General features: G+C 69.5%; 19 protein-coding genes, 2 tRNA genes and 2 pseudogenes. 15 read left to right on the plus strand and 8 right to left on the minus strand.

Translation table 11 applies throughout. The features are described from left to right. Nucleotides 1-11: 11 nt before the first annotated feature. Nucleotides 12-1,955 carry a formate C-acetyltransferase gene (pflB, locus tag ACWDOP_RS35300; RefSeq protein WP_456348537.1) on the plus strand — a complete coding sequence of 648 codons (1,944 nt, stop codon included), beginning with the start codon at nt 12-14 and terminating at the stop codon, nt 1,953-1,955. A 90-nt stretch (nt 1,956-2,045) separates the two neighbouring features. Then, nucleotides 2,046-2,503: pseudogene (locus ACWDOP_RS35305) on the plus strand (response regulator transcription factor). 190 nt (nt 2,504-2,693) lie between these two features. On the opposite strand, the gene ACWDOP_RS35310 reads toward ACWDOP_RS35305, so the two are convergent. Both ACWDOP_RS35310 and ACWDOP_RS35315 read right to left on the minus strand, forming a co-directional pair. Continuing rightward, nucleotides 2,694-2,770 (minus strand) — tRNA-Pro (locus ACWDOP_RS35310). Between the two features lie 48 nt (nt 2,771-2,818). Then, a tRNA-Gly gene (locus ACWDOP_RS35315) sits at nt 2,819-2,889 on the minus strand. Between the two features lie 400 nt (nt 2,890-3,289). Here ACWDOP_RS35315 and ACWDOP_RS35320 point away from each other — a divergent pair. From ACWDOP_RS35320 to ACWDOP_RS35335, 4 genes are all read left to right on the plus strand, one after another. After that, nucleotides 3,290-4,288, plus strand: coding sequence for a diguanylate cyclase domain-containing protein (locus tag ACWDOP_RS35320; protein ID WP_454209097.1), 999 nt, complete (start codon nt 3,290-3,292; stop codon nt 4,286-4,288). Between the two features lie 96 nt (nt 4,289-4,384). Continuing rightward, on the plus strand, nt 4,385-5,176 hold the full coding sequence (locus ACWDOP_RS35325) for a DUF1542 domain-containing protein (protein ID WP_456348565.1): 792 nt from the start codon (nt 4,385-4,387) through the stop codon (nt 5,174-5,176). Between the two features lie 158 nt (nt 5,177-5,334). Then, nucleotides 5,335-6,663 (plus strand): phosphatase PAP2 family protein, encoded by a 1,329-nt coding sequence (locus ACWDOP_RS35330; RefSeq protein WP_456348538.1) that lies wholly within the window; start codon nt 5,335-5,337, stop codon nt 6,661-6,663. A 71-nt stretch (nt 6,664-6,734) separates the two neighbouring features. After that, nucleotides 6,735-8,015: a glycosyltransferase family 87 protein gene (locus ACWDOP_RS35335; RefSeq protein ID WP_456348539.1), complete on the plus strand. Its 1,281-nt coding sequence runs from the start codon at nt 6,735-6,737 to the stop codon at nt 8,013-8,015. Nucleotides 8,016-8,021: 6 nt separating this feature from the next. Here the strand turns inward: ACWDOP_RS35335 and ACWDOP_RS35340 are convergent, their stop codons facing one another. After that, a complete protein-coding gene (locus ACWDOP_RS35340; RefSeq protein WP_456348540.1) occupies nt 8,022-8,453 on the minus strand; it encodes a MarR family winged helix-turn-helix transcriptional regulator in 432 nt (143 codons plus the stop codon). 97 nt (nt 8,454-8,550) lie between these two features. Here ACWDOP_RS35340 and ACWDOP_RS35345 point away from each other — a divergent pair, with 97 nt between their 5' ends. From ACWDOP_RS35345 to ACWDOP_RS35355, 3 genes are all read left to right on the plus strand, one after another. Continuing rightward, nucleotides 8,551-8,925: a cupin domain-containing protein gene (locus ACWDOP_RS35345; protein WP_456348541.1), complete on the plus strand. Its 375-nt coding sequence runs from the start codon at nt 8,551-8,553 to the stop codon at nt 8,923-8,925. Between the two features lie 45 nt (nt 8,926-8,970). After that, nucleotides 8,971-9,345 (plus strand): cupin domain-containing protein, encoded by a 375-nt coding sequence (locus ACWDOP_RS35350; RefSeq protein WP_456348542.1) that lies wholly within the window; start codon nt 8,971-8,973, stop codon nt 9,343-9,345. Nucleotides 9,346-9,418: 73 nt separating this feature from the next. Further along, nucleotides 9,419-10,777 (plus strand): 2OG-Fe(II) oxygenase, encoded by a 1,359-nt coding sequence (locus tag ACWDOP_RS35355; protein WP_456348543.1) that lies wholly within the window; start codon nt 9,419-9,421, stop codon nt 10,775-10,777. 50 nt (nt 10,778-10,827) lie between these two features. On the opposite strand, the gene ACWDOP_RS35360 is transcribed toward ACWDOP_RS35355, so the two are convergent. The 4 genes from ACWDOP_RS35360 to ACWDOP_RS35375 form a co-directional block, all read right to left on the minus strand. Then, nucleotides 10,828-11,355 (minus strand): hypothetical protein, encoded by a 528-nt coding sequence (locus tag ACWDOP_RS35360; RefSeq protein ID WP_456348544.1) that lies wholly within the window; start codon nt 11,353-11,355, stop codon nt 10,828-10,830. A gap of 569 nt (nt 11,356-11,924) precedes the next feature. Next, nucleotides 11,925-12,122 carry a hypothetical protein gene (locus tag ACWDOP_RS35365; protein ID WP_456348545.1) on the minus strand — a complete coding sequence of 66 codons (198 nt, stop codon included), beginning with the start codon at nt 12,120-12,122 and terminating at the stop codon, nt 11,925-11,927. 332 nt (nt 12,123-12,454) lie between these two features. After that, complete coding sequence (locus ACWDOP_RS35370) at nt 12,455-13,267, minus strand: Fpg/Nei family DNA glycosylase (protein WP_456348546.1); 813 nt, start codon at nt 13,265-13,267, stop codon at nt 12,455-12,457. Nucleotides 13,268-13,376: 109 nt separating this feature from the next. After that, nucleotides 13,377-13,850, minus strand: coding sequence for a ribose-5-phosphate isomerase (locus tag ACWDOP_RS35375; protein WP_454208842.1), 474 nt, complete (start codon nt 13,848-13,850; stop codon nt 13,377-13,379). Between the two features lie 112 nt (nt 13,851-13,962). Between ACWDOP_RS35375 and tnpB the strand changes: the two genes are divergently transcribed. The 3 genes and pseudogenes from tnpB to ACWDOP_RS35390 form a co-directional block, all read left to right on the plus strand. Beyond that, entirely contained in the window at nt 13,963-15,270 is a 1,308-nt protein-coding gene (gene tnpB, locus ACWDOP_RS35380) for an IS607 family element RNA-guided endonuclease TnpB (protein WP_456348547.1), read from the plus strand. Nucleotides 15,271-15,465: 195 nt separating this feature from the next. After that, entirely contained in the window at nt 15,466-16,548 is a 1,083-nt protein-coding gene (locus tag ACWDOP_RS35385) for a M48 family metallopeptidase (RefSeq protein ID WP_456348548.1), read from the plus strand. Nucleotides 16,549-17,251: 703 nt separating this feature from the next. Then, nucleotides 17,252-18,124, plus strand: a pseudogene (locus ACWDOP_RS35390) (M48 family metallopeptidase); the annotation flags it as partial. Nucleotides 18,125-18,278: 154 nt separating this feature from the next. Here the strand turns inward: ACWDOP_RS35390 and ACWDOP_RS35395 are convergent. Then, nucleotides 18,279-18,911 (minus strand): DsbA family protein, encoded by a 633-nt coding sequence (locus ACWDOP_RS35395; RefSeq protein ID WP_454208845.1) that lies wholly within the window; start codon nt 18,909-18,911, stop codon nt 18,279-18,281. A 169-nt stretch (nt 18,912-19,080) separates the two neighbouring features. Here ACWDOP_RS35395 and ACWDOP_RS35400 point away from each other — a divergent pair, with 169 nt between their 5' ends. The 3 genes from ACWDOP_RS35400 (at nt 19,081) to ACWDOP_RS35410 (ending at nt 22,403) form a co-directional block, all read left to right on the plus strand. After that, the gene (locus tag ACWDOP_RS35400; RefSeq protein ID WP_456348549.1) at nt 19,081-20,301 is read left to right on the plus strand and encodes an NAD(P)/FAD-dependent oxidoreductase; all 1,221 of its coding nucleotides are present in this window, start codon (nt 19,081-19,083) and stop codon (nt 20,299-20,301) included. A 130-nt stretch (nt 20,302-20,431) separates the two neighbouring features. Next, nucleotides 20,432-20,836, plus strand: coding sequence for a YciI family protein (locus ACWDOP_RS35405; RefSeq protein WP_456348550.1), 405 nt, complete (start codon nt 20,432-20,434; stop codon nt 20,834-20,836). Between the two features lie 211 nt (nt 20,837-21,047). Beyond that, nucleotides 21,048-22,403: an RNA polymerase sigma factor gene (locus ACWDOP_RS35410; protein WP_456348551.1), complete on the plus strand. Its 1,356-nt coding sequence runs from the start codon at nt 21,048-21,050 to the stop codon at nt 22,401-22,403. Nucleotides 22,404-22,433 lie beyond the last annotated feature (30 nt).

Below are 22,433 nucleotides of genomic sequence, written 5' to 3' on the forward strand. Positions count from 1 at the left end.
CCTCGAGACATTTGTCGCTCGAGCGCGCCATCATGCCCAACGGCGGCTACCGCATGGTGCGGGCGAGTCTGCGCGCCTACGGCGTCGAGGAGGACCCGCGGGTCGCGGAGATCTTCACCAGGTACCGAAAGACGCACAACGACGGCGTGTTCGACGCCTACACCGCCGACATCCGGGCCGCCCGCAGCGCGGGGATCATCACCGGCCTGCCGGACGCGTACGGGCGCGGGCGCATCATCGGCGACTATCGCCGGGTCGCGCTGTACGGCGTGGACCGGCTCATCGCCGCCAAGCGCGCCGATCACGCCGCCCTCGACGCGCGCTGGGCCGACGACGAAACCATCAGGCTGCGTGAGGAAGTCAGCGAACAGATCCGCGCCCTGGACGAGCTGAAGCACATGGCGGCCGCCTACGGCTTCGACATCTCGCGCCCCGCCGCCACCGGCCGCGAGGCCGTCCAGTGGCTGTACTTCGCGTACCTGGCCGCGGTGAAGGAGCAGAACGGCGCGGCGATGTCGCTGGGCCGCGTCGCCAATTTCCTCGACATCTACCTCGAGCGCGACCTGGTCGCCGGGCTCATCACCGAGGAGTACGCCCAGGAACTGATCGACGACTTCGTGATCAAGCTGCGGATCGTGCGCTTCCTGCGCACCCCCGAGTACGACGAACTGTTCTCCGGCGACCCCACCTGGGTGACCGAGTCGATCGGCGGGCTCGGGACGGACGGGCGACCGCTGGTGACGCGCACCAGCTTCCGGCTGCTGCAGACCCTCTACAACCTGGGCCCCGCGCCCGAACCCAACCTCACCGTGCTGTGGTCGCCGCGACTTCCCGAGGGCTTCAAGCGCTTCTGCGCCCAGGTCTCCATCGACACCAGTTCGATCCAGTACGAATCCGATGAACTGCTGCTCCCGAGCTCGGGCGACGACACGGCCATCGCCTGCTGCGTCTCGGCCACCGAGGTCGGCAAGCAGACGCAATTCTTCGGCGCGCGAGTCAATCTCGCCAAGACGCTGCTGTACGCCATCAACGGCGGGCGCGACGAGCGCACCGGCGAGGTGGTCGCGCGCGGGTTCGCGCCGATCACCGCGGACGTGCTCGACTACCACGAGGTCGACCTGGCACTGGACGCGATGATGGACTGGCTCGCCGGCACCTATGTGCACGCGCTCAACGTCATTCACTACATGCACGACAAATACGCCTACGAGCGCATCGAGATGGCGTTGCACGACACCGCCGTCCGGCGCACCCTGGCCTGCGGGATCGCCGGACTGGCGGTGACCGCGGACGCGCTCTCGGCCATCCGGTTCGCGAAAGTCCATGTGCTGCGCGACGACACCGGCCTCGCGGTGGACTACCGGATCGAGGGGAACTTCCCCGCGTACGGCAACAACGACGACCGCGTCGACGCGATGGCCGCCGAACTCGTGCAGCGGTTCATGACCAAGCTTCGCCGCTACCCGGCCTATCGCGGCGCCGAGCACACCCAGTCGGTGCTCACCATCACCTCGAACGTGGTGTACGGCAGCAAGACCGGCAACACCCCCGACGGCCGCCGTGCGGGCGAACCGTTCTCACCGGGCGCGAACCCGATGAACGGACGGGATCGGCACTGGATCGTGGCCTCGGCCATGTCGGTCGCGAAACTGCCGTACGAGCACGCGCGGGACGGCATCTCGCTCACCACCACCGTCACCCCGCAGGGCCTGGGCCGCACCCCCGAGGAACGGGTCGGCAATCTCGTCGGCATCCTGGACGGCTACATCGCCGTGAACGGGTTCCACATGAACGTGAACGTGCTGGACCGGCACACCCTCACCGACGCCATGGAGCATCCGGAGAGATACCCGCGGTTGACGATTCGCGTCTCGGGCTACGCGGTGAACTTCGTGCGCCTCACCCGCGAACAGCAGCTCGACGTCATCAACCGCACCTTCCACGCGAGTCTGTGATCGGCGGGTGGCCGACGCGGATCGCCGCGACCGATCCCCGGCTCGAGCCCTGTGACCTGCGAGGATCACCGGGTGGACAGCTCAGGAAAGATCCGGGTCTTCCTGCTCGACGATCACGAGATCGTGCGGCGCGGGCTGCAGGATCTGCTCGAGGCCGAGGGCGATATCGAGGTCGCCGGGGAGGCGGGCGGCGCCGCCGAGGCCCTGCGGCGCATTCCCGCCGTCCGGCCCGACGTGGCGGTCCTGGACGTCCGGCTGGAGGACGGGGACGGCATCACCGTCTGCCGCGACCTGCTCGCGGAGCTGCCGGACCTGAACGTGCTCATGCTGACCTCGTTCTCCGATGACGAGGCCCTGCTGGGCGCGGTGCTGGCCGGGGCCTGAGCAACAAGCAGATCGCCGCCCAGGTGTTCCTGTCCGAGAAGACGATTCGCAACTACGTCTCGGCCCTGCTGAGCAAGCTGGGCCTGGCCCGCCGCTCCCAGGCCGCGATCCTTGCCGAGCACCTGCGCCACGAGCGCGGCGACGGCTGGGCGCACGACTCCTGATACCCGTTGCGGCGGGCCGATCCCGACGCGCCGGGCGCGACATGCCGAACGAGCTGTCGAGATCCCTTGCACCGGCCGTGATCTCGAGCACACCACAGCCTCGAAAAACACCCCAAAAAGTGCAGTTCGGGCGGCCATCCGAGCGGGCCGCGAAAACCCTCTGACACCTGTTCCCGGAATGAGTGAAAGATGGTCGGGGTGACAGGATTTGAACCTGCGACCCTCCGCTCCCAAAGCGGATGCGCTACCAAGCTGCGCTACACCCCGTAACCCGTCCGGCCGAGTCGGCGGGACATCCCCGCTGGACGGGAGAAGAGCGGGTGACGGGAATCGAACCCGCGCTATCAGCTTGGAAGGCTGAAGTTCTACCATTGAACTACACCCGCGTGCGCACCCATCGGAACCCGGTGCGGCTTGCGAGAGCACTGTACCGAACCTCACTCCGCATATGCCAATCGGGCCGCGTCGACCCAGGTCGCCGCCGCTCACGCGGGGGCTCCGGCGAGTCGCGCCAGCGCGCCGAAAAAGTGTGTAACACGGGGGGCCCGCGAGCGATATCGCATCCGATCGCCATTCGCGAGGCAACGGGAACCCGTTCTGAAACAGGGTATTTCGATGCCGGGTGGCTTGCTAGGATCCTTTTTGTCCGGACGCGGGGGTGTATCTGGAAAGGGGGCGGTGAGCATGCACCGAACATGCCGACCGCAAGGTAGTCAGTTCGATCTGAGAGGCGTCACCGGCTCGACCGCTGGCTCCGACCGTATGCACGACGCAGGGTGAGCGCGCATGCCCATCCGAATCGACACTCGAACCACGATCGTTGTCACGGCCACCATCCGCGAATGGGTGCGGGCGGTCCACCCGAACGGCGCGGGCGCCGGGCCCGAACTGCCACCCGAGGACATGCACCGCATCTTCGGCCGCGTCATCGATGACCTACTGGAACTGGCCGGGTCCGAACCGTTTCCGGTGCCCGCCGCCCGCGCCATCGGGCATCGCCTCGCCGAGTCCCCGTTCGACCGGACCCGCATGCTCGCGCCCGCCAGCCGCGCCCTACTCGGGCTCGCGCCCGGGGAGCCGGGCTCACTCATCGCCACCCGCTGGCCGTTCATAGCCAGCCAGGCCATCGACAGCTACGCCGAGGCGCTGCAGCAGCGCGCGCTCGCCCAGCAGGAACGGAGCCTGTCCGAAGCGGTCTCGGTGCGGGTGCAGGAGATCGCCGCGCTGCAGAGCCGGCTGCGTCACGACGCCACCCACGACGCGCTCACCGATCTCGCCAATCGCTCCCTGCTCAAGGAACGGGTGCGCATGATGGCCACCGACCCCTCGCGCGGGGTCGGGCTGCTGCTCATCGATCTGGACGATTTCAAGCAGATCAACGACGGCTACGGGCATTCGGTGGGCGACGAGGTGCTCGTCGCCATCGCCCAGCGGCTGCGCGCGGCCTGCCCACCGGAAACGGTCATCGCACGCTACGGCGGGGACGAGTTCGTTGTCGCACTGCCCGCGCGCCGGAACATACTGCCCGAACTGGCCGTGCGCGTGCTCGCGGCGCTGTGCGAACCGGTGCTCACCGCGGCGGGCCCGGTTCCCGCCTCGGCCAGTGTCGGATCGGCGTTCTGCCCGCCCGGACGCGAGTGCGACTTCGCGGATCTGCTGCGCAGCGCGGACAGGGCGATGTACACGGCCAAGACCGCGGGCAAACGCCAGTTCGCCATGTCCGACCTCGACGAGGAGGTCGATTCAGAGAACCCGGGGGCACGTTTCGCGGCAGTGGCGGGCTGACTCCCCGTCGATCGGCAACCGGCTCGAGCAATCTGTCAGTTATCGCTGCCGCGTAAGCTGATCAACGTGGCCACGGTCGTAGTACTACTTCTCGTCATGGTCGGCGTGCTGCTTGCGGTACTGGTGGTGAGTCGCGGGCAACGATCCCGCGCCGACACCCGGCTCGCCGACGCCAAGGCCGACGCCCGGCGGGTCATCGAACGCCTCGGCGGGCAGGTGTATCAACTCACCGGATCCGACGCCCCCTCCAGCCAAGCCCTGGCCGATGCCGCCGAACGCTTCACCGCGGCGGGCTCGCAGATCGAGCAGGCCACCACCCCCGCCCAGGCCCGCCTCGCGAAGGAGACCGCCCTCGAAGGGCTCTACTACGTGCGCGCCGCGCGGACCACCATGGGCATGGACCCCGGACCCGCCGTTCCCGAACTCGACGGGCAGCGCGCCGCGGGCCGGGTCAGCGAGGAGCGGGTCATCGACTACGACGGCCGCGAGATCGCCGCCTCGCCCTCCCCCTCGGCCCGGACGCCCAACTACTACCCCGGCGGGCGCGTGGCGGGCCGGCCGGTCCCCGCGGGCTGGTACTCCGAACCCTGGTGGCGCACGGCCCTGGTCGCGGGCGCCTGGGGCGTCGGGTCGGCGCTGCTGTTCAGCTCGCTCTTCGCGGGGATGTCCGGGGTCGGGTACGACTCGGCGGCCTTCGAATCCGGCTACGGCGACGGTTATCAGGACGGCCTCGACGCAGGCGCCGGGGACGGCGGCTACGACGCGGGCGCGGCCGATGCGGGATACGACACCGGCTACGGCGATCAGGGCATCGACCCCGGCTCCGACCTCGGCGGCACCGACTTCGGCGACTACGGAGATATCGGCGGGTTCGACGGCGGCTTCTGACCCTGCCCTGCCGACTCCCCCGCCCGCCACACCGGGATGACGCGCTCCGCCACCGTCACCTCGGCGTTTTCCCTCGGGACACGCTGAGCGGTGTGTCCGAGTTCTCCCGGCGCTAACCGGAATTTGTGCCTCCGTTTGCCCTGTGTTAGGGATTGACGGTGCTGGTCGACCCTCAGGTGAACACGGCCGGCGAGGCGCCGTCCGGCGAGAAAACGGATCCGCGGGTGATCCCGATCGCCGCGCTGGGTGTGGCGGCGGCGCTCCTGGCGGGATCGCAATACTGGGCCTCGACGCACGGTCACCTCGGCCCGCTGCTGAGCCTGCTCGCCGATTTCCTGGGTAATCCGCAGTCGGCGTTCGTGTCCTGGGCCGGGCTCGGGCTCGCGTGCGTCGGCGTGCCGGCCCGGCTGCGCGTCATCACTCTCGGCGCGGCAGCCGCGCTCGACGTCGCGACCCTCGGACTGCAACTGCTGTGCGGCTGGCACGTCTCGATCGGCACCGGGCCCACCCTCGCACTGGCCGCCCTGACGGTGATCGCGTATCGCCTGCCCCACGGCCCCCCGCGGCGAGCGGCCATGCGCGCCATCGCCTTCGGGGTGCTGCTGATCATGGCGTCCAAACTCGCCGACACCTGGCTCATGATCAGCATCGCCGCCGGGCCGAACGTGCTCGACCCGTATCTGCTGCTCGCCGATCGCGCACTGGGCGAACCGGCCTGGGTGGTCGGCGATCTACTCGAGGCCGGCGGCGTGATCCCGCGCGCGGTGCTGCACGTGATCTACATCCAGTTGCCGCTGGCGGCGATGGTCGTCGCGGTGTGGCAGCTGCGCGGGGTGACGACCGGGCCCTGGCCCCGGCACACGCTGCTGCGGACCTTCCTGGTGCTCGGCATGATCGGCCCGCTGACCTACGTGCTGTTCCCGGTGGTCGGCCCGGTGTTCGCGTACGGCCCCGAGGGCAACGGGCTCCAGCTCGGCGACTGGCCGAACGTCCTGCCCACCCTGAACTTCACGCCGTCGGCACTGCCCTTCGACACCGAGACCGCCCGCAACTGCATGCCGTCCATGCACACCGCCTGGGCGCTGGCGCTGTTCGTGCACTCGCGGGGCGGACCGCGCTGGCTGCGCTGGGCGGGGTCGATCTGGCTGATCGGAACCCTGCTCGCGACACTCGGGTTCGGCTACCACTACGGCGTCGATCTGGTGGCGGGCGCGGTGCTGTGCCTGACGGTGGAATCGGCGCTGCGCGATCCCGGCCGCGGCTGGAACCGGTATCGGATCCGGGCGGTCGCGCTCGGAATCGTCGTATTCGCCGGGCTATTGCTCTCGTACCGATTCCTGGCCACCACGATGGCCGATCATCCGGTGCTCGCGGGTGCGGCCGTGCTGGGCGCGCTGGCGGCGGTGGTGTTCACCTTCCACGCGACCTGGTTCGCCGCGCCGGGAGCAGGGCGGGCCGATGGGGCGGCCGTACCGGCCAACTGCTAGCCATCAATTAGCCACTCACACAATGCAATCCGGACAACTTATGCGAAAGCCGAAAGGTTAGTGTCGGCCGAATGATCACGATGCGCACGGGGCGGGGAAGCTTGCCGCGCACACCGAAGTCCGTTGAACACAGATACGTCCCGCGCGTTCCGATCGCCCTCGGCATCGCGCTCTCGATAGCGATCGTCGCCCTGGTCTCGGGGCTGCACGGATTCCTCGACCTGCAGGTCTATCAGGTCGCCACCCGGGCCTGGCTGCACCACAGCGAACTGTACGGCCCGATCCTGCCGGTGGCCGGGCACACCAATCTGCCGTTCACCTATCCGCCGTCCGCCGCCGTCCTGATGATTCCGCTCGCGCTCATGCCGCTGTGGCTCGCCGAGTTCGCGGTGACGGCCAGTTCCCTGGGCAGCCTCGGGGTGACGATCTGGCTGGTGCTCTCGCGCATCCGGCCCGATCTCGACGCCCGCGCCAAGGCCACGGTGAGCACGGTCGCGGTGGTCGCGCTGCTGGCGGTGGAGCCGGTGCGCACCACGCTGTGGTTCGGGCAGATCAATCTGATCCTCATGGCGGCGGTCGCGCTGGACTGCCTCAGCGTCAAGCCGCGCTGGCCGCGCGGGGTGCTGATCGGCATCGCGGCGGTGACCAAGCTGACCCCGGCGGCGTTCGTGCTGTACTTCCTGATCCGCGGCGACTTCAAGGCGGCGGGGCGCGCGGCGCTCACCGCGGCAGCGGTGGTCGGCGCGGGATTCGTGGTGTTCCCCAGGGAATCGCGCGCGTACTGGTTCCACGCCGTCAGGGACACCAATCGGATCGGCTCGCCGCACTACGTCGGCAATCAGTCGATCAAGGGCACGATCTTCCGGCTCGGGCTGCCGCACACGATGTCCACCGTGCTGTGGCTGGGGCTGGCGGTGGTGGTGACCTGTCTGGGGGCGGCGCTGATCCATCACCTGTTCGGCCTGGAACGGCTGGCGGCGGGCGCCTCGGTGACGGTGTACTCGGTGGTCGCGCTGTTCGTGAACGCGGCGGTGCTGCTGCTGATCTCGCCGGTGTCGTGGACGCACCACTGGGTCTGGGTGGGTCCGGCGCTGGTGGCGGCCGCGGCGTGGGCGAGCACGAAATCCGGGCGGGCCTCGTTCGGCATGATCGCGGCGTTCGCGGCGCTGTTCCTGATCGGGCCCGGGCTGGTGCCGAACGGGAACGATCGCGAGCTGAGATGGGCGTGGTGGCAGCACATTCCGGGTGACGGCTACTTCATCGCCGGGACGGTGCTGCTCGGGGCGGGGCTGTATCTGCTGCTGGCGCGGCGGGCGGCGGCCGTCGCCACGCCCGTCGCGAGTCCCGGGTAGACCCGGTCACAGCGGGCGGAAGCCCGGCGCCGTCGTACTCGCGATCTCGCCGAGTACCGCCCTGACCGTAGCGACCTGATCCGCGCCGACGCGCGCGATCAGGTCGTTCTCGTATGCGGCGTGGAAGGCGCGCACGGTGTCCAGCAATTCGACGCCGCGCGCCGACAAGTGCAGCAGTTTGGCCCGTTTGTCGGCGGGGTCCGGACGACGCTCGACGTAGCCGTACCGCACCATCTCGTCCACGATCTTGGCCGCACCCTGCGCGGTGATACCCAGTCGCTCCCCCAATTGACTTGCGGTGAGCGCGTTCTCGGACAGAGCGCGCAACACGTAGCCGTACGAGGCGCCCAGCATGCGATGGCCGCGCTCGGCCATGTGCGCGTGCAGCTCGGCCACGAAGCCCTGGTACGCCTGCCCGAGCAGAATGCCGAAATCCATCCTTGACTCCCTTCCCGCGAATATGTTCAACTCTAGTTGTTCAACTTCGGTTGAATACCTTGGTTGAACATCTTGCGTGAATGTTAGGAGACACCGAATGCCGCTCATCAAGTCCGCCGACGCACCCCTGTTCACCGGCCCCGGTATGACCGCGACCGGCCTGGCCGCCCCGAGCCGGGGGTCCGTCGAGAACAGCGCCTGGCGCTTCACCCTGGACGCGGGCACGCCCGGCCACGAGCACTCGGTGTCCCGCGAGGAGATCTTCATCGTGCTGTCCGGGCGCGCCGAGGTCGCCATGGAGGGCTCGACCCGGGTCCTGAATCCCGGTGACGCCCTGATCGTTCCGGCCCACACGCCCTTCCGCCTGAGCGTCCCGGGCGCCGAACCCTTCGAAGCCGTCGCCGTGCTGCCGGTCGGCGCGTTCGCACACTCCCCCGGCGCCGAGCCGATCGTCCCGCCCTGGGCTCGCTAGGCCGGCGCCGATCACCCACGTACCAACGGAACTGCGAGGAATCACATGCCACTCGTCACCGCGGACCAGGCCTTCCACTTCGAGAACGACCACGCGAGCTTCGTCGGCCTGGCCGCCCCCAGCCGCGGCTCGACCGAGAACTGCGCCTGGCGGCTCACCATCAAACCCGGCACCGCCGCCCCCGCCCACGCCCTGGACCGCGAGGAGATCTTCATCGCCCTCTCCGGCTCGATGACCGTCACGATAAACGCCGAAACCCACACCGTCGCAGCGGGAGACGCCCTGATCGTCCCGGCCCACCAGCTGTTCGCCATGGCCAACCCGAACGACGAGCCCTTCGAGGCCGTCGTCATCCTGCCCGTCGGCGGCCGGGGCCTGATCCCCGGACAGCCACCCGTCATCGCCCCCTGGTTCCACTGATTCGTTTGTCGGTCCGCGCGGCGATACTCCCTGCGAAGGCGGCACCACCGGGGTGCCGGGGCTGGGAGAGAACATGACCGAGCAGACGCTCGTAACCATTGGAGCGGTGCTTGATTCGACGCGGGCGCCGGGTTCGTACGCCACGCGCCGTACCGCGCCGGCGACGGATCTCGTGATCGAGGTCGAGGGGGTCGGAACGCTGCGGTGGCCGGTGCCGCCGGAGCAGGCGCGCCTGCTGTGCGAGGTCGCGCGGCCCGCCCACTACGGGTTGCGCGACCGCACACTGCTCGACCCGAGCGTGCGCGACACCTGGCAGGTGCCACTCGACCTCGTCCGTATCGACGAAACCCGCTGGGGCGGTGCGCTGGAACCGCTGCTGGAGAGCGTGCGCGCCGATCTCGGCCTGCCGCCGGACCGCACGCTGACGGCCGAGCTGCATTCGATGCTGGTGTACGAGAAGGGCCAGTTCTTCCACCGGCACCGGGATTCGGAGAAGGCGGACGGCATGATCGGCACGCTGGTGGCGACCCTGCCCTCGGAATTCGACGGCGGGGAACTGGTGGTCGACCATCTCGGGGAGCGGGTGAGCGACGCCGGATCGCCGGGCGAGCTCGCGCTGATCGCCTTCTACGCCGACTGCGATCACGAGGTCCTGCCGGTCACCTCGGGCTATCGAATCGCGCTGACCTACAACCTGATCGCCCGCGACGGTACGGACCCGATCGCCGGCGCCGGCGAGGTCGGCGCGCTGACCGAACTCCTGCGCGCGTACTTCACCACACCCGTCGCGATGCCGAAGTGGCGCCGCGGCGACGGCCCCGAGCACCAGCCGCCCACCCGGCTGGTCTACCTGCTCGAGCACCAGTACTCCCAGCGCGGGCTCGGGTGGAATCAGCTCAAGGGAGCCGACGCGATGCGGGCCGCCGCACTCGCGGCGGCCGCCGAGAGTATCGGCCACCGGCCGTCTTTGGCCCTGGCCGAAGTACGCGAGGCGCACGCGTGCGACTACCTCGAGGACGAGGAATGGATGTACGGCCGCCGCCGGCGCTGGGAACTGATCGAGGGCGCCTGGACCCTCGTCGACGAGGACTGGCAGTCCATCGACGGCGAGGAGGACTACTACGGCCCCGGCTTCGACCACGGGAATGCCCGGCCCGCCGACCATCCGGAGTACCTGGCCGAGGTCGAGCTGGGCGATTCCTACGGCCCCACCATCACCCTGAAGTGGTGGATGGATCGAGCCGGCGCGGTCACGACGTCCGAGGGTGATTACGTCTACGACGACGAACTCTGCAGCCGGACAACGAATTCGGGGCACAAACCGTTCGGGTATCGGCTCTCGGGCTACATGGGCAACGAGGGCAATACCGTGGATCGCTGGTTCCGCAGGGCCGCCATCGTCGTGAATTCCGCCGCGCCGCCGATCCGATGACGTACGCGTCGGTGGGACACCCGGATTCCGGGTGTCCCGCCGACGGGGGCCTACTTCGCGGAACCGCTTGTCAGAGCGCCGAACAGGCCGGACAGGACGCTCATGCCGAGGCCGCTCGGCAGGCCGTTGCGGGAGCCGGAGTTGAAGCCGGCGGCCGAACCGGTCAGGTAGCCCTTGCCGGGTCCCTCGGTCGAGCCGGTGAGGGCCTCGTTCTCGGTGTTGCCGAGTTCGGTCAGCGCGCAATTGGCCAGGCCGCCACCGGAACCCGCGGCCAGGCCGTTCAGGATCCCGTTGCTCAGACCGGCGGCGGAGCCGGCCTGCGGACCGGCCGAGGACCCGCCGAGGAACCCGATCGCGGAACCGGTCACCGAGCCGGTGGCACCGGATTTGGCCGATCCGGTCAGGAAGGCTTCCGGGCAGGCCGTCCCCGGTGCCGCACCCGGGGACTCGACGGTTTCGGCGGGGTCGACCGCGGTCACGCTCGCGTCGTCCACGGAAAGTGGTGCGGCCGCTGCGGTTCCACCCCCCAGGACAAGTGCGATGCCGATGAAGCCGGTGGCCAGAATGGAATTTCGCATGAATGACTGCTCTCGTGTGATCCCGTCGGCGGACGAGGCGGGGTCTGCGGCAACCCGGCTCTCCACCGCTGCACCCACCGCTCGAATCACACTGCGGAACAGTCGTTTCGGGCGGCGGGGTCACCCAGTCGACCCCCGGTACAGTGCCCGAAGATTACCTGGACGCGCGACCAATTTAACGTGCCGGAAACAGCTGCGCAGGTAGAACGCAAAGATCAGCCTGGTTTTAATTCGGCACTCTCGCGCGTCGCGAATGACGCGGGGTCCGTTGCCGTTACGGGCGGAGTGGAAGAAGTGCACCGGCCGCCGATGGTCTTCGATGGACCCGGCGGCGTCGCGCGGACTCGGCGGCGTGAGAGTTAGTCCGATTGGCAGGCGGGCACCAAAAAGATTACGGCCGTCCATGGCCGAGCGCAGGACCTTGGTGCCGCAGAGGCGGCAGGGATGCCCGGCGCGCCGGTAGGCGTAGGCACAGGGACAGTCGGGGCTCTACACAGGTCGGCGCGACAGAGCTGAATTCAACGGCCAACCCTAGGGGGTCGGGCCGGATGGGAATCTACTCGCGGCGTTCAGAGGCACAACGCCAGATCAACGGATCCCGGCATCGGGATGGTGAAACAAATGGCGACCGACCCGACCGGTTCGCCTTCCGGCGTACTCGCGGACGCCACCGCCGCTCCCGCGACACCGAGTGAGAACGCGACCGCGGTCGCGGCCAATACACCGGCAATCCTTCGTGTGATCATTTCCATCAACTCCTCGAGCACAGAACTCCGAGAAACTTTCTTTCTACAACGATAGCTAGAAATTCTCTGGTTCGTAACCGCCGACGGAGATCCGGACGCGGCGGGCACGCGCGCCGCCGTCAAATGAAATCGCTGGGCTCGGACCGATCGAGCGCGCACATCCGAGCCCCAGCGTTTCTACCTCAGCCTGGTTCCGGATCGAGGGAAGCCGATGCGGTGTTCGGCGCGCACCGTCCACGGCGGGACACCCTTGGATCTCAGGCCGAGCCCGGTGCAGCGGCTACCGACTGGCTACGCGGATCGATGACAAACTCGAGTTGATCGATGATCCGGGCGGTCGGCCCGCGCTCCTGTCACCGAGCCTGGCAGGTGGGGCACCAGAACAGGTTGCGGCCCTCCATCACCGAATGCAGGACCGTGCTGCCGCACAGGCGGCAGGGCTCGCCGGCGCGGCGGTACACGTACGTGCGCGGGCGGTCGGGGGCGTACGAGGGTGCGCCGGTGTCGTGCTCGGGGCGCACGACGTGCATGAACCCGCGGCGGACCCCGACCTGCATCAGGTCGACCAGATCCGACCACAGCGCGTCCCATTCGGTGCGGGACAGCGACTTCCCGGGGCGATGCGGTGAGATGTCGTGCCGGAACAGGACTTCCGCGCGGTACACGTTTCCGACCCCGGCCAGAACCTTCTGATCCATCAGGAGCGAGCCGATCGGCCGGGCGGAGCGGCTGATGCGGGCCCACGCGCGGTCCGGGTCGGCGTCGGGGCGCAGCGGATCGGGGCCGAGGCGGGCGGTGAGGGCATCCACCTCGGGGTCGAGCAGGATTTCGCAGGTGTTGGGGCCGCGCAGGTCGATCCCGTACGGTTCGCCGCCGCGGCCGTCACCGAACATGCGCATGCGGACCTCGCCGACGGGCGCTCCCATCGGGACGGCGGACTCGTAGAACTTGCCGTACAGGCCCAGGTGCACGTGCACGACCAGGCCCGAATCGTAGTGGTGCAGCAGGTGTTTGCCCCAGGCGTCCGCGCGCTCGAGGACGTGACCGTCCAGCCGCGCGGCCTCGGCGGCGAACCGCCCCTGCGGGCTGGAGACGCGCACGACCGCACCGGCCAGGCGCTCGTCGTGCAGGTTCGCCAGTCGATGCAGGGTATGACCCTCGGGCACGATGTGACCTCTCCAGCGTGTGTGCTCTCGCCCGGGCACCGCCCCGGACGACAGAGCCGCCGCGAACGACGCGTTCGCGGCGGCGTGGGCGGCTACCGGGTGCGGCGGGTCAGTACGCCGGAACCTCGGGCGCGACGCCGGACTTCTCGTAGTCGGCCAGGATGTCGATGCGCCGCTGGTGCCGGGCCTCGTCGGACCATTCGGCGGTCAGAAAGGCGTCGACGATGGCGAGCGCGTCCTCGGTGCTGTGCATGCGGCCGCCGACGCCGATCAGCTGGGCGTTGTTGTGCTGGCGCGCGAGCTGCGCGGTCTCCACGCTCCAGGCCAGGGCGCAGCGCGCGCCGGGGACCTTGTTGGCGGCGATCTGCTCGCCGTTGCCCGACCCGCCGAAGACCAGGCCCAGGCTGCCCGGGTCGGCGACGGTGCGGCGGGCGGCCTCGATGCAGAAGGCCGGGTAGTCGTCGAGGGCGTCGTATTCCAGAGCGCCGCAGTCGGTGACCTCGTGGCCCTGCTTCTCGAGGTGAGCCTTGACGATGTTCTTCAGTTCGAAGCCGGCGTGATCGGCACCCAGGTATACGCGCATGGCCGCAATTCTGTCAGGCCGCGAACACCCGCCGCACCGGGGGTTTGGAACAGTCGCGCGTCGCGTAGTCGAGGGCTTCCGTGTCGCAAACCGACCCCCTACCATCGAACACGTGAGCGAATCCGGGGCGGTGAGCGCGTCGGGGCGGGCCGTGATCCGGGCATACATGTTCGCACTCACCCCGACCGATCGGCAGGCCGAGGTGTTGCGCTCGCATTGCGGGGCGGTGCGAGTGGCTTACAACTGGTGCTTGGCACAGGTATTAGCGAACTGGAATCAGCGCCGGGCCGAGGAGTCGTACGGCATCGGTGCCGCGGATCGAACTCCGTGGCTCGACACCTCCGCGTATGGTCTGCGCAAAGCGTGGAATCGAGCCAAGGGCGAGGTCGCACCGTGGTGGGCGGGAAACTCGAAAGAGTCCTACGCCAGCGGGTGCGCGAATCTGGCTGCCGCGCTGATCAATCATCGAGCGGGCCGCGCGCGGATGCCTCGGTTCAAGACCAAACACCGATCTCGGCTCTCGTGCCGATTCACTACCGGCTCATTCGGTCTCGGTGCGGATCGCCGGCACGTGCGACTTCCCGTCATAGGGGAGATCCGTACTTCCGAATCCACCCGCAAGCTCGCCCGCCGGGTCGAAGCTGGGAGCGCCCGCATTCGCTCGGCCACACTGTCGTATCAGCGCGGGCGCTGGCACATCTCGTTCTCGGTACAGATGAGCGAGACGGTACCCACTCCGAGGAGTGGCGGGCGCGTGATCGGAGTGGACCTGGGAATAGCGACTTTGGCCGCGCTCTCCACTGGCGAACGAGTAAGCAACGCCAGGCATCTCGAGAAAGAACTGGCCAGGTTGCGGCGGGCCGGTCGCGCTTGCGCGCGCCGTCGCGGACCGGACCGGCGAAACGGCGTCGACCCCTCGCATCGTTGGCGCACAGCGCGCTCGCGAGCCGACCGGCTGCACACCCGGGTGGCAAACCTGCGTCGCAACGACTCCCACCAGTTGACCACCAGGTTGGTGCAAGAAGCTGATGTGCTGGTCATCGAGGATTTGAATGTGGCCGGGATGCTGAAGAATCGACGGCTGGCAAGACATATCGCAGGCGCGAACTGGGCCGAGATTCGCCGTCAGCTCACCTACAAGGCCGAGCGTGCCGGGGTGCGCGTGGTTGTGGCCGACCGACGGTTCCCCTCCAGCAAGACCTGCTCGGGATGCGGCGCAGTGAAAACCAAACTGGCCCTGTCCGAGCGGGAGTACAGGTGTGGGGCGTGCGGTGCGGTCCTGGATCGGGATCTCAATGCCGCACTGAATTTGGCCGCGCTCGCGGCCGACACCGGCGAGTCGCGTCGGGAGTTGCCCGCTGGAAGCGATGTCAGACCCGGCCGTGCGTGCACGCCTGGGCAATCGCACGGCCACGGGTAGGCCGCGCACGCGGTCAACGCCATCACCGCAAGGCGGTGGCTCGATGAAGCCGAACATTCCCACTTCATCGAACGGATCGAACCCATTAACGCGGACTGATCGAAACCCCGAATAACAGGGTGCGCACGTAGCCCGCGGCACCCCCGGCCGCGGGCCCGCGCCCCGTTTACCCGGCCCTCGAATCGAAGGTGCGCCATGCGCTATGACGAACACGAAACCGATTCCCCCGCATCGACGTCCACTCCCCTGGCGTCGGGCGCGAGTCGCACCGCCGAGCGCGCGGGGTGGAACCCGGTGACCGGTCTCGGCGGGTGGGACCCGCAGACCGGGCCGCCCGGCTGGGGCCCGGCGGAGAAGGACGAGACCCGGCCGCAGCGCATTCCGCCGGTGCTGCCGAAGGATCCGCGTGTGCGCGACCTGTCGCCGTTCGGCAGGCCCGCGCGGCACAGCTGCGAGATCCCGCTGCTGGTGATCGTGGTGCTGCTGACCGTCTTCGCCTACCCGTTCTCGCTGTACGCGGTGGTCAAGGGCACCGACAACGTGTATCTGGGCCTGCTGGCGTTCGCGCCGATCGTGATCTGGTTCGTGCGCGGATCGCAGTGGGCGCAGGCCCGGGTGTACGGGGTGAAGATGTCACCGACGCAGTTCCCCGAGGCGTACCGCATGGTGGCCGAGGCCGCGGCGCGCTTCGGCATGAAGCAGCCGCCGAACGCCTACGTGATCATGGGCAACGGTCAGCTCAACGCCTTCGCGGCCGGGCACGGGTTCCGCCGCTACGTCGCGGTGTACAGCGATCTGTTCGAGATCGGCGGGCGCGCAAGGCAACCCGAGGCCCTGGCGTTCGTCATCGGTCACGAGGTCGGCCATATCGCCGCCGGGCACACCTCCTACTGGCGCCAGCTCGGCACCATTCTCATGCAATTCATTCCCTTCCTCGGCCCGGCGTTGAGCCGCTCACAGGAATACACCGCCGACAATCACGGATACGCCTACAGCTACACCGGCGCGGCCCCGACCATGACGACCTTCGCCGGCGGCAAATACCTGAATGTTCTGGTCGGTTTCGATGAAATGGCCGATCGCGCGTTCACCGAAACCGGTTTCTTCGTCTGGCTCACCAACGCGCAGGCCAGCCACCCGGTGCACACCTGGCGCATGTGGGCGCTGCGCGATCGCAGCAGGCACGGGAAACTCTTCCTGCGTCCTTCCCCGCCGCGGTCCATCCCGGCTCCGCCCGCCGCACAATGGTCGCCGCCGCGGCCCGAGCCCGCCCGATAGCGCACCGCACGGCCGGCCGAGAAGTTCGGGGCCGCCATTCCGGCCCCGAATTCGAGCCGTTCGAAACCGCCCGGCGCGCGCCATAATCCGCCGGGCGGTAGCGCGTGTGCGACAACTGAATAGAGTTCACCTCATGACGTCCGACGATCAGTCGCAGCCGCCGAACGCAACACCGGGGCCGACACCTGCCGAGGGCTCCGTGGGGGGACCCGAGAACACCGCCGAGCGACCGGCCGACGGGGCCGAGCACGCGGTGCCCGCCGCCGACTCCGGGCCCGCGGACTCCGAGCCGCCGCGGCCCGTCGACATCGGCAAACCGGAGCGGCCCGCCGATCTGCCGCAGCCGCCCCGCCCGCCCGGTCAGCGGTATCCCGAACTGCCCCCGCCGGTCGTGCATCGCGAATCACCGCCCGCCACCGGCGGTCCCACGCAGTCCCCGCCCGGGGGACATCCGATTCCGCCGCCGCCGGGCGCCGCGCACGCGGCGCACCCGCCGACCGGCAGCCATCCGGTGCACCCGCCGACCGGCGCCCATCCGGTGTACCCGCCGACGGGTTCCCACCCGCACCCCGCTTGGAATCCCGCCACCGGCATGGCCGGTTGGGATCCGCGCGTCGGCCCGCCCGGCTGGGCCCCGCAGGCCGGATACACCCCGCCGCGCGTGCCGCCGAACGACGGCCGCTGGGGTCTCTCGCCTTTCGGCATGCCCGCGCGGCACAGCTGGGAGATCCCGCTGCTGGTGATCGTGGTGCTGGCCACCGCGTTCGCGTACATCTTCGCGCTGCTGATGTTCGTGTTCGGCGAGTGGAACCAGTACGTGCTGATCCTGGTGTTCGCGCCCGCGATCCTGTGGATCGGGCGCGGTATGAACTACGCGACCATGCGGGTCAACGGCGTGAAGATGTCACCGACGCAGTTCCCCGAGGGCTATCGCCTGGTGCAGGAGGCCGCCGAGCGACTCGGTATGGCCAAGGCGCCCGACGCGTTCGTCGTGCTCGGCAACGGGCAGATCAACGCCTTCGCCTCCGGGCACGGGTTCCGCCGCTACGTGGCGGTCTACAGCGATCTGTTCGAAGTCGGCGGCGCGGCACGGCATCCCGACGCGCTGGCGTTCATCATCGGCCACGAGGTCGGCCACATCGCCGCAGGGCACGTCTCGTACTGGCGGCAGTTCGGCATGTTCCTGGTGCCGTTCCTGCCGTTCCTGGGCAACTCGCTGATCCGCTCGCAGGAGTACACGGCCGACAACTACGGCTACTGCTTCCGGCACGAGGGCGCCTCGGGGGCCATGCGCACGCTCGCGGCGGGCAAGTACCTCAACAGCATCACCGGCTTCGACGAGATGGCCGATCGCGCCGCGCAGGAGAGGGGCTTCTGGGTCTGGATCGTGAACGCGCTGTCCAGTCACCCGGTGCTGACCTGGCGCATGTGGGCGCTGCGCGATCGCAGCAGGCACGGGAAGCTCTTCCTGCGCCCGGATCCGCCGATCGCGCCCCCGGGCGGCGCGCGGCCCGGTCCGTACGGGGGCGGGTTCCCCGACACCCCGCGTCCGCTGGGCGGCGGCTTCACCGAACCCCCGCGGCCGCTCGGCGGCGGCTTCACCGAACCGCCGCAACCGGCCGGCGGGTTCACCGAGCCGCCCCGGCCCTACGGCGAGTACCCGCCGTACCCGCGGCCCGGATACGGCGAGCAGCCGCCGAATTACCCTCCGGGCCGCGGCAACTGAGCGATCAGTCGAAGACGGGGTCTTCGGTCCGGGTGCGCTTGAGCTCGAAGAAGTGCGGGTAGGACGCCAGCGCGACCACGCCGTCCCACACCGTGCCCGCGACCTCACCGCGCGGAATGCGCGAGAGCACCGGGCCGAAGAACGCCACCCCGTTCACGTGGATGGTGGGCGTGCCGACATCCGGGCCGACCTTGTCCATACCGGCGTGATGGGAGACGCGCAGCGCCTCGTCGTAGTCGCCGCTCTCGGCGGCCGCGGCGAGCTCGGCGGGCAGGCCCACCTCGGCCAGCGCCTCGTCGACGATGACCGACAGGAAGTTCTCCCGCGTCTCGTAGTCGGCGCGGCGATCGTGGATGCGGGTGCCCAGCGCGGTGTAGAAACCGGACAGCACCTTGTCGCCCTGGGCCTGCGCGGCGGCGATGGCCACCCGCACCGGGCCCCAGGCGGTCTTCATGAGCTCGGCGTAGTTCTCGGGCAGATCGCGGCCCTCGTTGAGCACGGCCAGGCTCATGACGTGGAAGTTCACGTCGATGTCGCGGACCTGCTCGACCTCGAGGATCCAGCGGGAGGTGATCCAGCACCACGGGCACAGCGGGTCGAACCAGAAATCGACCCGGTCCTTCTTGGTGTCACTCACTGGGTAGTCCCTTTCGCAGAGCGTTTTCGCAGCCGGCACGGCTGTCCGTGATGGGTAACAACGCACAATCTTGCCGATATTTCCTCCGGCCGGTACGCACCGCGCGATAGGGTCGGTTGTCAACCTCGTCGTCGGCGACCGCGGATGTGCGGCGCAGGGAGGTCACCCCATGACCACGGCACCCGGGTTCATCATCGCAGGCGGCGGACTGGCCGCCGCCAAGCTCGCACAGGCTTTGCGCGCCAACGATTTCGACGGCAGCGTCACCCTCGTCTGCGGGGAGGAACGGCTCCCGTACGAGCGGCCCCCGCTGTCCAAGGACTGCCTGCTGGGCAAGAAGACGACCGCGGAGACGGTGGTCGAGCCCGCGCAGTGGTATCGCGATCACCATGTCGAGGTGCTGCTCGGCACCACCGTCACCGGCATCGACCGGGCCACCAAGACCATCGAGCTGCCGGACGGCACGACACTGCCGTACGACAAACTGGCGCTGGCCACTGGCTCGCGGCCGCGCCGGCTCCCGGTGCCGGGCGCGGACGCCGCCGGGGTGTACACCCTGCGCACCGCGCCCGACTCGGAGGCGCTGCTCGAGATGTTCGGCGCGGCACGACGATTGGTGGTGATCGGCGCGGGCTGGATCGGGCTCGAGGTCACCGCGGCCGCGCGCGCGGCCGGACTCGAGGTCACCGTGCTGGAATCGCTGTCCACCCCCCTGCGCACGGTGCTCGGTACCGACATGGGCGAGGTCTTCGCCGCGCTGCACCGGGCGCACGGGGTGGATCTGCGCACCGATGTACGGGTCGCGGAGATCACCACGCGAGGCGGGCGGGCGACCGGGGTGCGGCTCGGCGACGACTCGGTCGTCGAGGCCGACGCGGTGCTGGTGGCGGTGGGCGCCCGGCCCAACATCGAACTCGCGGTGGACGCCGGGCTGGCCACCGCGGGCGGCGTCCTGGTGGACGAGAGCCTGGCCACCAGCGATCCCGACATCGTGGCGGTGGGCGACATCGCCGATCAGCAGCATCCGGTGCTCGGGCGGCGAATTCGTGTGGAGCACTGGGCCAATGCGCTCAACCAGCCCGCGGTGGCGGCCGCGACCATGCTCGGCAGGCCCGCGGTCTACGACCGGCTGCCGTACTTCTTCACCGATCAGTACGACCTCGGCATGGAGTACACGGGGTACGTCGCGCGCGCACAGGAGAGCCGCGTCGTGGTGCGCGGTGATGTCGATGCCCGCGAATTCGTGGCGTTCTGGCTCGATTCCGGTAATCGGGTGCTCGCGGGCATGAACGTGAACGTGTGGGACGTGACCGACCGCATCAAGGAATTGATCCTGAGCGGCGATCCCGCCGACCCGGACCGTCTGGCCGACACCACCGTACCGCTCTGACCGATTCGCGGTGGCCGCGCTCGCGGGGCATGCTCGCGATATTCGCGTAGAGATACGTCGAGATCTCGTTCGCGGCGTCGACCTATCTGTGCGAGCGCCACCCCGGCGCCCGGCGAACACGGAGGACACCATGAAGTACATGCTGATCAAGACCTACGGCGGCGGCGCCGCGCACTGCGACACCCCGATGGAGCAGTGGAGCATGGACGAGATCGCCGCCCACATCGACTTCCAGCGCGTTCTCGGTGAGGAGTTGGCCAAATCCGGCGAACTGGTCGACGCGCGGGGCCTGGCCGGTCCGGAGGAGGCCCGCATCGTGAGCTCGGACGGGCGGTCGGCGCCCATGGTCACCGACGGGCCGTTCGCCGAGACCAAGGAATTCCTCGCGGGCTACTGGATCGTCGATGTGGAGAGCCCCGAGCGCGCGGTGGAGATCGCGGCCCGGGCTTCGGCCGCACCGGGTCCCGGCGGCAAGCCGATCGGCGAGTACATCGAGGTGCGGGCCGTCATGAGCGCGCCGGTGATCGACGCGTGAACACCGCGCCACCGCGGAACACCGCTCCCGCATCGCCCGACCGCACGATCCGCGGGTCCGGCAACACGATTCACCGAGTGGACGCGCGGGCCGGATCCCGAGCCGGGCGCCGCGGGCCGGCGGCGACCGCCCGATCCCGGATGCCGCTCGGCCGGTTCGGCCCGCCCGGCCCCGGAGTGCGCCCCGACGACGTTCCCGGGAGAATCGGCGGGTGACCCCGGCGCTCGACCGTGACACCGAGGATCTGCTGCGGGCGCTCGCACCGCAGGTCCTCGGCGTGCTCGCGCGCCGGTACGGGGATTTCGACGCGGCCGAGGACGCGCTGCAGGAGGCGCTGCTCGCGGCCGCCACCCAGTGGCCGGCGGAGGGGGTTCCGGACAATCCGCGGGGCTGGCTGATCCAGGTCGGGCAGCGGCGGCTGGTCGACGCGATCCGGGCGGAGGCCGCGCGGCGCACGCGCGAAACCACCAGCGCGCTGGGCGATGTGCCGCCCGCCGACCCCGGGCCCGAGGCCGATCGGGACGACACGCTCACACTGTTCTTCCTGTGCTGTCATCCGGCGCTGTCCCCCGCCAGCGCGACCGCGCTCACCCTGCGCGCGGTCGGCGGGCTCACCACCGAGGAGATCGCGCGGGCGTTCCTGCTGCCGGAAAGCACCATGGCGCAGCGTATTTCGCGGGCGAAGAAACGGCTGGCGGCGCTGGAGCGCCCGTTCGCCATGCCGGGCGACGGTGCCGCCGGACAGCGGCCCGCGCGCGGGTCGACCGCGGCGACGCTTCCCGGGAACACGGCGAGTGCCCGGAATGGTTCCGGTGCAACCGGATCCGTCACCGTGACGGCCGACGGCGCGTACCCCGACGCGTGGCGGGAGCGGCTCGGGGCCGTGCTGCGGGTGCTGTACCTGATCTTCACCGAGGGACATTCGGCCGCCGGTCCGCGGTTGCGGCGCAACGATCTCGCGGTGGAGGCGATCCGGCTCGCGCGCGAGCTGCATCGGCTGCTCCCCGAGGATCACGAGGTGACCGGACTGCTGGCGCTGCTGCTGCTCACCGACGCGCGCCGCGCCGCGCGGACGGGGCCGCACGGCGAACTCATTCCGCTGACCGAGCAGGATCGGGGGCTGTGGGATCGCAACATGATCATCGAGGGGGTGCGGCTGGCCTCGGCCTCGGTCGCGGGCGGACTGCTCGGGCAGTATCGGATCCAGGCCGCCATCGCGGTGCTGCACGCGCAGGCGCTGCGCCCGCAGGACACCGACTGGGAACGAATCCTGCTGCTGTACAACGCACTCGAACGCGTGGCCCCCGGCCCGATGGTGACCCTGAACCGCGCGGTGGCCAACGCCATGGTGCACGGTCCCGAGGCGGGCCTGGAACTGGCCGCCACGCTGGAACAGTCGCTCGCGGGCTCGCATCGCCTCGACGCGGTGCGCGGTCACCTGTACGAGATGGCCGGTGACCACGACGCCGCGATCGCCGCGTACCTCGCCGCCGCACGCCGCACCACGAGCATTCCCGAACGCGACTACCTCACCCTGCGCGCCGCACACCTGCGCGAGCTGAATTAGACACCGGCACAACGTGATAGCGACCACACA

Source organism: Nocardia sp. NPDC003693, from assembly GCF_053981095.1.

Excerpts from the sequence above, each read along its gene's own strand:
- ACWDOP_RS35355 (WP_456348543.1), top strand. The coding sequence starts at position 9,419 with ATGACCGAGCAGACGCTCGTAACCATTGGAGCGGTGCTTGATTCGACG.
- ACWDOP_RS35400 (WP_456348549.1), top strand. The coding sequence starts at position 19,081 with ATGACCACGGCACCCGGGTTCATCATCGCAGGCGGCGGACTGGCCGCC.
- ACWDOP_RS35360 (WP_456348544.1), bottom strand. The coding sequence starts at position 11,355 with ATGCGAAATTCCATTCTGGCCACCGGCTTCATCGGCATCGCACTTGTC.
- ACWDOP_RS35350 (WP_456348542.1), top strand. The coding sequence starts at position 8,971 with ATGCCACTCGTCACCGCGGACCAGGCCTTCCACTTCGAGAACGACCAC.
- ACWDOP_RS35375 (WP_454208842.1), bottom strand. The coding sequence starts at position 13,850 with ATGCGCGTATACCTGGGTGCCGATCACGCCGGCTTCGAACTGAAGAAC.
- ACWDOP_RS35335 (WP_456348539.1), top strand. The coding sequence starts at position 6,735 with ATGATCACGATGCGCACGGGGCGGGGAAGCTTGCCGCGCACACCGAAG.
- ACWDOP_RS35345 (WP_456348541.1), top strand. The coding sequence starts at position 8,551 with ATGCCGCTCATCAAGTCCGCCGACGCACCCCTGTTCACCGGCCCCGGT.
- ACWDOP_RS35405 (WP_456348550.1), top strand. The coding sequence starts at position 20,432 with ATGAAGTACATGCTGATCAAGACCTACGGCGGCGGCGCCGCGCACTGC.
- ACWDOP_RS35385 (WP_456348548.1), top strand. The coding sequence starts at position 15,466 with ATGCGCTATGACGAACACGAAACCGATTCCCCCGCATCGACGTCCACT.
- ACWDOP_RS35320 (WP_454209097.1), top strand. The coding sequence starts at position 3,290 with ATGCCCATCCGAATCGACACTCGAACCACGATCGTTGTCACGGCCACC.
- ACWDOP_RS35340 (WP_456348540.1), bottom strand. The coding sequence starts at position 8,453 with ATGGATTTCGGCATTCTGCTCGGGCAGGCGTACCAGGGCTTCGTGGCC.
- ACWDOP_RS35325 (WP_456348565.1), top strand. The coding sequence starts at position 4,385 with ATGGTCGGCGTGCTGCTTGCGGTACTGGTGGTGAGTCGCGGGCAACGA.